Below are 8410 nucleotides of genomic sequence, written 5' to 3' on the forward strand. Positions count from 1 at the left end.
AGCAGCCGCCGCGCCGTGAGGCGCCATACAATGTGCTAGTGGAATGCTCTGGAAAGGGCAGCCATAGCGGGTGATAGCCCCGTACACTATAGGAGACTGAGTATGACTATCGGTTTAGTCGGTAAAAAGGCCGGGATGACCCGTGTCTTTACCGAAGACGGCGCGTCTGTGCCCGTAACCGTTATTGAAGTTGATCCTAATCGTGTTACACGCGTTAAATCTGTCGAGTCTGACGGTTACGCAGCGATTCAGGTCACATCTGGCTCTCGTAAAGCTAAGCACCTCACCAAAGCGCAAGCGGGTCAGTTTGCCAAGGCGGGTGTTGAAGCTGGTCGTGCACTGATGGAATTTCGTCTTGCAGAAGGCGAAGAGATTCCTGAAGTAGGCGGCGAACTCACCGTATCCCTCTTCGAAGCTGGTCAAATGGTTGACGTGACTGGCACCTCTAAGGGTAAAGGCTTCCAGGGTGCTGTTAAACGCTGGAATTTCCGTACCCAAGATATGACTCACGGTAACTCTCTGTCGCATCGCGCGCCGGGTTCTATCGGCATGTGTCAGACTCCGGGTCGCGTTTTCAAAGGCAAAAAGATGGCCGGTCAAATGGGTAACGCCCGTTGCACCGTGCAGAGCCTTGAGATCGTCCGTGTCGACGCCGAGCGTAACCTGCTGCTGATTAAAGGCGCCGTACCGGGTGCTCCCGGTAGTGACGTTATCGTTCGCAGCGCCGTGAAAGCAGGCTGAAGGGGATAATTACCAATGAATCTGAATCTTGCTGCAGGCGCGGGTACCGTTGAAGTAGCCGACGCCACTTTTGGCAAAGAATTCAACGAAGCGCTCGTTCACCAGGTTGTCACTGCCTATTTGGCGGCTGGTCGTCAGGGAACCCGCGCACAAAAGAGTCGTTCCGACGTTCGTGGCGGTGGTAAAAAGCCGTGGCGTCAGAAAGGCACCGGTCGTGCACGTGCCGGTACCATCCGCTCTCCGCTATGGCGTAGTGGTGGCGTAACCTTCGCGGCGCGTCCGCAAGACTACACCCAGAAGGTTAACCGCAAGATGTACCGTGCAGCGATGCGCTCCATCTTGTCAGAGCTGGTACGTCAAGAGCGTTTAGTCGCGATTGAAGAGTTCGTCGTCGATGCGCCTAAGACCAAGCAGGTAGCTGCCAAGCTAAAAGAGCTCAACCTTGAAAAAGTGTTGATCGTCACTGAAGAAGTTGACGAAAAGCTCTATTTGGCCGCACGCAACCTTCCCCACGTTGACGTGGTGGATGTCGCGGCAGCTGACCCGGTAAGCCTGGTAGCCTTTGATAAGGTGCTGATTACCGTCTCCGCCCTGCGTAAATTCGAGGAGAAGCTGGCATGAACCAGGAACGCGTATTTAAGGTTCTGCTTGGGCCGCACGTGACCGAAAAGGCCGCAATGGCAGCCGAGCGCAACCAGTACGTTTTCAAGGTGGCATCTGATGCTACCAAGCCCGAGATCAAAAAGGCCGTTGAAGCACTTTTCGGCAAAAAGGTCGGTAGTGTTCAGGTACTGAACATGAAGGGTAAAACAAAACGTACTGCGAACGGCGTTGGCCTGCGTAAGGGTTATCGCAAAGCGTATGTGACCCTGGCTGCGGGTGAAACGCTCGAAGACTTCTCTGGCGCCGAATAAGGGCAGGAGTACGGATAATGGCAATCGTCAAGACCAAACCCACTTCCGCCGGTCGTCGCCACGTCGTCAAGATCGTTGGCGAGGAACTGTTTAAAGGCCGTGCCTATGCACCGCTTTTAGAAAAACAGTCCAAGTCCGGCGGCCGTAACAACTACGGTCGTATCACCACCCGCCACGTGGGCGGTGGTCATCGTCACCACTATCGGTTGATCGATTTCAAACGCACCAAGGATGGCATTCCTGCCACCGTTGAGCGTCTTGAGCACGATCCCAACCGCAGTGCGCACATTGCGCTGCTGAAGTATGCCGATGGTGAGCGTCGTTACATCATTGCACCGAAAGGTGTCAGCGCGGGTGACGTGCTGGAATCTGGTGTTAACGCGTCAATCAAGAAAGGCAATGCCTTGCCGCTGCGCAACGTCCCGTTGGGTTCTACGGTGCACTGCATCGAACTCAAGCCGGGTAAAGGCGCGCAGATTGCTCGCAGTGCCGGTACAAGCGCCCAGCTGGTTGCTCGTGAAGGTAACTATGCCACCCTGCGTCTTCGCTCTGGCGAAATGCGTAAAGTGTTGGCCGAGTGCCGCGCGACCTTGGGTGAAGTGAGCAACTCAGAGCACAGCCTGCGTCAACTTGGCAAGGCCGGTGCGAAGCGCTGGAGAGGTGTGCGTCCGACTGTTCGCGGTGTCGCGATGAACCCAGTCGATCACCCGCACGGTGGTGGCGAAGGCCGCACCAGTGGTGGTCGTCACCCGGTATCCCCATGGGGTGTGCCGACTAAGGGTCACAAGACGCGTAAGAACAAGCGCACCGACAAGCTGATCATTCGTCGTCGTAATAAGACGCGTTGATCTACATTGCCAAGACATTAAGAGGTAACGGCTGTGCCACGTTCACTAAAGAAAGGTCCCTTCATTGACCTTCATCTTTTGAAGAAGGTAGAGGTTGCAGTGGAGAAGAACGATCGCAAACCGATCAAGACTTGGTCGCGTCGTTCTATGATCCTGCCCAATATGGTAGGCCTCACTATCGCGGTCCATAACGGTCGCCAACACGTCCCGGTGCACGTCTCCGAGGAAATGGTTGGCCACAAATTGGGCGAATTCGCTGCTACTCGCACTTATCGCGGGCATGCGGCGGATAAAAAAGCCAAACGGTAAGCCAGAGAGGATTGAGAGATGGAAGTCACAGCTAAGCTGCTTGGCGCTCGTTTATCCGCCCAGAAGGCCCGTTTGGTGGCTGACCAGGTGCGCGGTAAACCTGTCGCCGAGGCACTCGACCTGCTGACCTTCTCACCGAAGAAGGCTGCCAAGCTGGTTAAGAAGGTGCTGCAATCCGCGATTGCAAACGCGGAAGAAAATAACGGCATGGATATTGACGAGCTGCGTGTCTCGACCATCTGCGTCGATGAGGGCATGACGCTCAAGCGTATCAAGCCGCGTGCCAAGGGGCGTGCGGATCGTATCTTGAAGCGCACGTGCCACATCACCGTCAAGGTAGCCGAGAAGTAGGAGTCGACCGATGGGTCAGAAAGTCAATCCAACAGGCATTCGACTGGGCATCGTCAAAGACCATGCTTCTGTCTGGTATGCTGAGCGCGGCGCTTACGCCGATAAGCTCAATAACGATCTCGAAGTGCGTAGCTTCCTGGAAGAGCGTCTTAAAAGCGCCTCTGTTAGCCGCATCCACATCGAGCGTCCGGCGAACAATGCCCGCATCACCATTCACACTGCCCGTCCGGGTATCGTGATTGGTAAGAAAGGTGAAGATGTCGACCGTCTGCGTCGCGATCTCACTCAGATGATGGGCGTTCCCGTGCATGTGAACATCGAAGAAGTTCGCAAGCCGGAGCTGGATGCCAAGCTAGTCGCTGCTAACGTAGCGGGTCAGCTTGAGCGTCGCGTCATGTTCCGTCGTGCTATGAAGCGCGCGGTACAGAACGCAATGCGTCTTGGCGCTGGTGGCATCAAGATTCAGCTGTCAGGTCGTCTTGGTGGCGCTGAAATCGCACGTACCGAATGGTACCGCGAAGGTCGCGTTCCGCTGCACACGTTGCGTGCGGATATCGACTACGCCACTTACGAAGCTCACACCACCTATGGCGTTATCGGCGTCAAAGTGTGGATCTTCAAGGGTGAAATCCTCGGCGGTATCGAGGAAGTACGTGCCAAGGCTAAACAACAGCCTGCCGGCAACGCGCCCAAGAAGAAAGGTTCCAGGTAAGGGGAGAGCGAGTCGATGTTACAGCCCAAGCGTATGAAATTCCGCAAGATGATGAAAGGCCGCAACCGTGGCCTGGCGCATCGCGGAAGCAAGATCAGCTTCGGGGAATACGGCCTTAAAGCTACTGGTCGCGGCCGCATCACTGCGCGTCAGATCGAAGCAGGCCGTCGTGCGATCACACGTCACGTAAAGCGTGGCGGTAAAATCTGGATCCGCGTCTTCCCTGATAAGCCGATCTCCAAGAAGCCGCTCGAAGTTCGTATGGGTAAAGGTAAAGGTTCTGTTGAGTACTGGGTTGCCCAGATCCAACCGGGTCGGGTCCTGTATGAAATTGAAGGCGTGTCGGAAGAGCTCGCTCGTGAAGCGTTTGAGCTTGCCGCACAGAAAATGCCCTTATCCACCACCTTTGCGAAACGGACGGTGATGTGATGAAAGCCCAGGAAATTCGTGAAAAGTCCGCAGGAGAGCTCCAGGAGCAACTCCTCGAACTCCTCCGCGAGCAGTTTAACCTGCGCATGCAGAAGGCCACTGGCCAACTGAGCCAGACTCATCTGCTCAAGCAGGTCCGCCGGGATATCGCCCGCGTTAAGACTTTGCTCAACGAGAAGGCAGGTGATTGAGATGGCCGAAGAAAACACAAAGCGTACGCTCACCGGTAAAGTGGTGAGCGATAAGATGGACAAGTCCATCGTCGTCATGATCGAGCGGCGCGAGCGTCACCCGATCTACGGAAAATACGTTAAGCGCTCCACCAAGCTGCACGCCCATGATGAGGCGAACCAGGCTAAGGCAGGCGATACGGTTTCCATTCAGGAGTGCCGTCCGCTTTCCAAGAAGAAAGCCTGGACGCTGGTCGAGGTGGTTGAACACGCCAAGGGTTAATCCCAAGGCCTGTCAATCAGTGCAGTCAGATTAGGTTTGGAGAAAACCGATGATTCAGACTCAGACAATGCTGGATGTCGCCGACAACAGCGGAGCGCGCCGGGTGCAGTGCATCAAGGTGTTAGGCGGTTCACATCGTCGTTACGCTCGCGTTGGTGATATCATCAAGGTCACGGTTAAGGAAGCGATTCCGCGTGGCAAGGTCAAAAAAGGCCAGGTGCTAAAAGCGGTCGTGGTCCGGACCCGTAGTGGCGTCCGTCGTCCCGACGGTTCGCTCATCCGTTTCGATGGAAATGCGGCAGTTTTGTTGAATAACACCAACGAACAGCCCATCGGTACCCGTATTTTTGGGCCGGTGACTCGTGAACTTCGTAATGAAAAGTTCATGAAGATCATTTCCTTAGCGCCTGAAGTGCTGTAAGGAGCGAGGCGGATATGCAAAAGATCAAACGTGACGATGAAGTCATCGTCATCGCCGGGAAGGATAAAGGCAAGCGTGGCACCGTTAAGCGGGTATTAGAAAACCGCTTTTTGGTGTCCGGTGTGAACATGATTAAACGTCACACCAAGCCAAATCCCATGGCGGGTAATCAGGGCGGTATCGTCGAGCGTGAGGCTCCGATTCACGCGTCCAACGTAGCCATCTTCAATTCGGAGACCGGTAAGGCGGATCGCGTCGGCTTCCAAGTGAAGGAAGACGGTACCAAGGTACGTATCTACAAGTCGACGCAGACGCAGATCGACGCCTAACGCGAGTCGGGTAGCACAATGGCGAACTTGAAAGAACGTTATCAAAACGAGGTAGCAGCTCAACTCAAAGAAGAGTTCAGCTATGCCAACGTTATGCAGGTACCCCGGATCACGAAAGTGACTCTGAACATGGGTATCGGCGAAGCAGTCAACGATAAAAAGTTGATTGACAATGCCATCGGCGATCTAGAGAAACTCTCTGGTCAAAAACCGTTGGTGACCAAGGCACGTAAGTCCATCGCGGGCTTCAAGGTGCGCGAAGGTTGGCCAATCGGCATCAAGGTAACTCTGCGCGCTGAGCGTATGTGGGACTTCTTGGACCGTTTGGTTTACATCGCGATTCCCCGCGTGCGTGACTTCCGTGGTCTCAACCCGAAGTCTTTCGACGGTCGTGGTAACTACTCCATGGGTGTGCGTGAGCAGATCATCTTCCCGGAGATCGAGTATGATAAAATCGATCGCATCCGGGGGTTGGACGTCACTATCACTACGACCGCCAAAACCGACGAGGAAGGTCGTGCGCTACTAACCGCGCTGAACTTCCCGTTCAAGAAATAGGGGCGAGATCATGGCTAAGAAAAGTATGGTAGAGCGTGAGCTTAAGCGTACTCAGCTGGTCGCGAAGTATGCGACCAAGCGCGCTGAACTCAAGAAGATCATCTCAGACGTGAACACGTCTGAGGAAGACCGCTTCGAGGCGACGCTGAAGCTGCAGCAACTGCCGCGCGACTCAAGCCCGGTGCGTCAGCGTAACCGCTGCCGTATCACCGGTCGTCCGCACGGTTTTTACAACAAGTTCGGCCTTGGCCGTAACAAGCTGCGTGAAGCCGCCATGCGTGGCGACGTTCCTGGGTTGAAAAAATCCAGTTGGTAACGCCACGTAGAATTATCAGGAGCGCACATTAAATGAGCATGCAAGACACTCTGGCGGATATGTTTACCCGTATCCGCAATGCGCAGATGGCCACCAAGGAGACGGCTACCATGCCGTCCTCCAAGTTGAAAGTGCAAGTGGCCCGAGTGCTAAAGGAAGAAGGCTACATTGCCGACTTTGCGGTAGCGGAGGGCGCTAAGCCCGAGCTAACCGTAACTCTCAAGTACTTTGAGGGTAAGCCGGTCATTGAGCACATTCAGCGGGTTTCCAAGCCGTCCCTGCGCCGCTACATGGGCAAGGATAACTTGCCTAAGGTTGCCGATGGCCTGGGTATCGCGATTGTCACCACATCCAATGGTGTCATGACCGATCGTGCCGCGCGCCAAGCGGGTGTCGGTGGCGAAGTCATCTGCACCGTATTCTAGGAGGCTGGAATGTCCCGCATAGCGAAATATCCGGTTAAAGTGCCTGCCGGCGTTGAGATTAAAATCAATGCTGACCAGCTGACCGCCAAAGGCGGCCAGGGCACGCTATCTATGACCATCCACTCTGATGTAGTGGTCGGTCAAGAAGATGGCCAGCTGACCTTCGCCCCGAGTGAGTCTGCCAAGAGCTGGGCCATGGCCGGTACTACCCGCGCCTTAGTTCAGAACCTGGTAACGGGCGTATCCGAGGGTTTCACAAGAACTCTCGAAATTGTTGGCGTCGGTTATCGTGCCCAAGCTAAGGGCCAGACGCTCAATCTTTCACTGGGCTTCTCGCACCCGGTCGACTATGAACTGCCTAAAGGTGTCTCAGCGGAAACGCCGAAGAACACCGTTATCGTGCTGAAAAGCGCGGATAAGCAGATGCTCGGCCAGTGCGCCGCGGAAATCCGCGCCTTCCGTCCCCCCGAGCCGTATAAAGGCAAGGGTGTTCGGTACGCCGACGAGCAGGTGCGTCGCAAAGAAGCCAAGAAGAAGTAAGGCAGGGTTATGAACGCGAAGAAAGAATCTCGTCTCCGTCGTGCCCGCCGCGCTCGCGCAAAGATCCGCGAGCTGGGCGTGTATCGCCTGTGCGTCAACCGTACCCCGCGTCACATCTATGCGCAGATTATCTCGCCGGATGGTGGCAAAGTGCTAGCCAGTGCTTCTACGCTGGACAAAGTACTGCGCGAGGGTGCGACCGGCAACTCAGATGCGGCCTCTAAAGTAGGTGCTCTGATTGCTGAACGCGCTAAAGAAGCAGGCATCACCCAGGTGGCCTTCGACCGTGCTGGCTTTAAGTATCACGGCCGCGTCAAGGCGCTGGCCGACGCCGCACGTGAAGGCGGCCTGGAATTCTAAAGGGTTTTACGATGGCGAAGAACGAACAGCAAAGCGGTGATCTGCAAGAGAAGTTAGTGCAGGTCAACCGCGTCGCCAAGGTGGTCAAGGGTGGTCGTATTTTCGGCTTCACCGCACTGACCGTCGTTGGTGATGGTAAAGGTCGTGTCGGTTTCGGTCGTGGCAAGGCGCGTGAAGTGCCTGTCGCAATCCAGAAAGCGATGGATCAAGCTCGTCGCAACATGGTCAAGGTGAACCTTGCTGGCCATACGCTGCAGTACCCGGTCAAAGCCCGTCACGGTGCTTCCAAGGTGTACATGCAGCCGGCTTCCGAAGGTACCGGTATCATCGCCGGTGGCGCCATGCGCTCTGTATTAGAGCTCGCCGGTGTCCACGACGTACTGGCCAAGTGCTACGGTTCCACCAACCCGGTTAACGTGGTACGAGCGACTGTTAAAGGTCTCTCCTCCATGCAAGCACCGGAAGACGTGGCCGCCAAGCGCGGTCTGTCTGTCGAAGCGATCACGGGGTAAGGCACCATGGCAGCAACGATCAAGGTTACCCAGATCCGCAGCACCATCGGCATTATGCCCAAGCACAAGGCTACTATGAAAGGCTTGGGCCTGCGTCGCATCGGTCATACGGTTGAACTGGAAGACACCCCTGCCGTACGCGGCATGATCCACAAGGTGAACTACCTTGTGCGCGTTGAGGGAGAGTAATCC

At 55.5% G+C, this 8410-nt stretch carries 19 protein-coding genes; all 19 read left to right on the top strand.

The window, feature by feature from the left end:
• The first annotated feature begins 102 nt into the window (after window positions 1–102).
• Genes rplC through rpmD form a run of 19 tightly spaced genes read left to right on the top strand, consistent with a single transcriptional unit; the run spans window position 103 to window position 8407 of the window.
• Window positions 103–741: a 50S ribosomal protein L3 gene (gene rplC, locus ACW17M_RS20305; protein ID WP_009288142.1), complete on the top strand. Its 639-nt coding sequence runs from the start codon at window positions 103–105 to the stop codon at window positions 739–741.
• 15 nt (window positions 742–756) lie between these two features.
• On the top strand, window positions 757–1362 hold the full coding sequence (rplD, locus tag ACW17M_RS20310) for a 50S ribosomal protein L4 (RefSeq protein ID WP_007112005.1): 606 nt from the start codon (window positions 757–759) through the stop codon (window positions 1360–1362).
• The gene (gene rplW, locus ACW17M_RS20315; RefSeq protein WP_008959167.1) at window positions 1359–1655 is read left to right on the top strand and encodes a 50S ribosomal protein L23; all 297 of its coding nucleotides are present in this window, start codon (window positions 1359–1361) and stop codon (window positions 1653–1655) included. Before rplD ends, rplW begins: the two co-directional genes overlap by 4 nt.
• A gap of 17 nt (window positions 1656–1672) precedes the next feature.
• On the top strand, window positions 1673–2503 hold the full coding sequence (gene rplB, locus ACW17M_RS20320; protein WP_008959166.1) for a 50S ribosomal protein L2: 831 nt from the start codon (window positions 1673–1675) through the stop codon (window positions 2501–2503).
• A 33-nt stretch (window positions 2504–2536) separates the two neighbouring features.
• Entirely contained in the window at window positions 2537–2812 is a 276-nt protein-coding gene (rpsS, locus tag ACW17M_RS20325; RefSeq protein ID WP_013330996.1) for a 30S ribosomal protein S19, read from the top strand.
• Between the two features lie 18 nt (window positions 2813–2830).
• The gene (gene rplV / locus ACW17M_RS20330; RefSeq protein WP_007112002.1) at window positions 2831–3163 is read left to right on the top strand and encodes a 50S ribosomal protein L22; all 333 of its coding nucleotides are present in this window, start codon (window positions 2831–2833) and stop codon (window positions 3161–3163) included.
• Between the two features lie 10 nt (window positions 3164–3173).
• Entirely contained in the window at window positions 3174–3875 is a 702-nt protein-coding gene (gene rpsC, locus ACW17M_RS20335; RefSeq protein WP_009288141.1) for a 30S ribosomal protein S3, read from the top strand.
• A gap of 15 nt (window positions 3876–3890) precedes the next feature.
• Window positions 3891–4304 (top strand): 50S ribosomal protein L16, encoded by a 414-nt coding sequence (rplP, locus tag ACW17M_RS20340; RefSeq protein WP_007112000.1) that lies wholly within the window; start codon window positions 3891–3893, stop codon window positions 4302–4304.
• Entirely contained in the window at window positions 4304–4495 is a 192-nt protein-coding gene (gene rpmC, locus ACW17M_RS20345) for a 50S ribosomal protein L29 (RefSeq protein ID WP_007111999.1), read from the top strand. The genes rplP and rpmC overlap by 1 nt, the downstream gene beginning before the upstream one ends.
• 1 nt (window position 4496) lies before the next feature.
• Window positions 4497–4757 carry a 30S ribosomal protein S17 gene (gene rpsQ / locus ACW17M_RS20350; RefSeq protein WP_007111998.1) on the top strand — a complete coding sequence of 87 codons (261 nt, stop codon included), beginning with the start codon at window positions 4497–4499 and terminating at the stop codon, window positions 4755–4757.
• A 49-nt stretch (window positions 4758–4806) separates the two neighbouring features.
• Window positions 4807–5178, top strand: coding sequence for a 50S ribosomal protein L14 (gene rplN / locus ACW17M_RS20355; protein WP_008959163.1), 372 nt, complete (start codon window positions 4807–4809; stop codon window positions 5176–5178).
• Between the two features lie 14 nt (window positions 5179–5192).
• Window positions 5193–5507: a 50S ribosomal protein L24 gene (gene rplX, locus ACW17M_RS20360; RefSeq protein WP_007111996.1), complete on the top strand. Its 315-nt coding sequence runs from the start codon at window positions 5193–5195 to the stop codon at window positions 5505–5507.
• Window positions 5508–5525: 18 nt separating this feature from the next.
• Window positions 5526–6065: a 50S ribosomal protein L5 gene (rplE, locus tag ACW17M_RS20365; RefSeq protein WP_007111995.1), complete on the top strand. Its 540-nt coding sequence runs from the start codon at window positions 5526–5528 to the stop codon at window positions 6063–6065.
• Between the two features lie 10 nt (window positions 6066–6075).
• The gene (gene rpsN / locus ACW17M_RS20370; protein ID WP_022520866.1) at window positions 6076–6381 is read left to right on the top strand and encodes a 30S ribosomal protein S14; all 306 of its coding nucleotides are present in this window, start codon (window positions 6076–6078) and stop codon (window positions 6379–6381) included.
• Window positions 6382–6413: 32 nt separating this feature from the next.
• Window positions 6414–6806, top strand: a complete 393-nt coding sequence (rpsH, locus tag ACW17M_RS20375; protein WP_007111993.1) for a 30S ribosomal protein S8 — start codon at window positions 6414–6416, stop codon at window positions 6804–6806.
• Between the two features lie 9 nt (window positions 6807–6815).
• Window positions 6816–7346: a 50S ribosomal protein L6 gene (rplF, locus tag ACW17M_RS20380; protein ID WP_009288139.1), complete on the top strand. Its 531-nt coding sequence runs from the start codon at window positions 6816–6818 to the stop codon at window positions 7344–7346.
• A gap of 9 nt (window positions 7347–7355) precedes the next feature.
• Window positions 7356–7706, top strand: coding sequence for a 50S ribosomal protein L18 (gene rplR, locus ACW17M_RS20385; RefSeq protein WP_022520865.1), 351 nt, complete (start codon window positions 7356–7358; stop codon window positions 7704–7706).
• 11 nt (window positions 7707–7717) lie between these two features.
• Window positions 7718–8218 carry a 30S ribosomal protein S5 gene (gene rpsE / locus ACW17M_RS20390; RefSeq protein WP_007111990.1) on the top strand — a complete coding sequence of 167 codons (501 nt, stop codon included), beginning with the start codon at window positions 7718–7720 and terminating at the stop codon, window positions 8216–8218.
• Window positions 8219–8224: 6 nt separating this feature from the next.
• Complete coding sequence (gene rpmD / locus ACW17M_RS20395; protein WP_022520864.1) at window positions 8225–8407, top strand: 50S ribosomal protein L30; 183 nt, start codon at window positions 8225–8227, stop codon at window positions 8405–8407.
• The last annotated feature ends 3 nt before the right edge of the window (window positions 8408–8410 follow it).

The organism is Vreelandella sp. 2A-K22 (genome assembly GCF_054065485.1).

Excerpts from the sequence above, each read along its gene's own strand:
- rplD (WP_007112005.1), top strand. The coding sequence starts at position 757 with ATGAATCTGAATCTTGCTGCAGGCGCGGGTACCGTTGAAGTAGCCGAC.
- rplF (WP_009288139.1), top strand. The coding sequence starts at position 6,816 with ATGTCCCGCATAGCGAAATATCCGGTTAAAGTGCCTGCCGGCGTTGAG.
- rplP (WP_007112000.1), top strand. The coding sequence starts at position 3,891 with ATGTTACAGCCCAAGCGTATGAAATTCCGCAAGATGATGAAAGGCCGC.
- rpsN (WP_022520866.1), top strand. The coding sequence starts at position 6,076 with ATGGCTAAGAAAAGTATGGTAGAGCGTGAGCTTAAGCGTACTCAGCTG.
- rpsE (WP_007111990.1), top strand. The coding sequence starts at position 7,718 with ATGGCGAAGAACGAACAGCAAAGCGGTGATCTGCAAGAGAAGTTAGTG.
- rpmC (WP_007111999.1), top strand. The coding sequence starts at position 4,304 with ATGAAAGCCCAGGAAATTCGTGAAAAGTCCGCAGGAGAGCTCCAGGAG.
- rpsH (WP_007111993.1), top strand. The coding sequence starts at position 6,414 with ATGAGCATGCAAGACACTCTGGCGGATATGTTTACCCGTATCCGCAAT.
- rplB (WP_008959166.1), top strand. The coding sequence starts at position 1,673 with ATGGCAATCGTCAAGACCAAACCCACTTCCGCCGGTCGTCGCCACGTC.
- rplR (WP_022520865.1), top strand. The coding sequence starts at position 7,356 with ATGAACGCGAAGAAAGAATCTCGTCTCCGTCGTGCCCGCCGCGCTCGC.
- rplE (WP_007111995.1), top strand. The coding sequence starts at position 5,526 with ATGGCGAACTTGAAAGAACGTTATCAAAACGAGGTAGCAGCTCAACTC.
- rplC (WP_009288142.1), top strand. The coding sequence starts at position 103 with ATGACTATCGGTTTAGTCGGTAAAAAGGCCGGGATGACCCGTGTCTTT.
- rplX (WP_007111996.1), top strand. The coding sequence starts at position 5,193 with ATGCAAAAGATCAAACGTGACGATGAAGTCATCGTCATCGCCGGGAAG.
- rpsC (WP_009288141.1), top strand. The coding sequence starts at position 3,174 with ATGGGTCAGAAAGTCAATCCAACAGGCATTCGACTGGGCATCGTCAAA.
- rpmD (WP_022520864.1), top strand. The coding sequence starts at position 8,225 with ATGGCAGCAACGATCAAGGTTACCCAGATCCGCAGCACCATCGGCATT.
- rplV (WP_007112002.1), top strand. The coding sequence starts at position 2,831 with ATGGAAGTCACAGCTAAGCTGCTTGGCGCTCGTTTATCCGCCCAGAAG.
- rpsQ (WP_007111998.1), top strand. The coding sequence starts at position 4,497 with ATGGCCGAAGAAAACACAAAGCGTACGCTCACCGGTAAAGTGGTGAGC.
- rplW (WP_008959167.1), top strand. The coding sequence starts at position 1,359 with ATGAACCAGGAACGCGTATTTAAGGTTCTGCTTGGGCCGCACGTGACC.
- rplN (WP_008959163.1), top strand. The coding sequence starts at position 4,807 with ATGATTCAGACTCAGACAATGCTGGATGTCGCCGACAACAGCGGAGCG.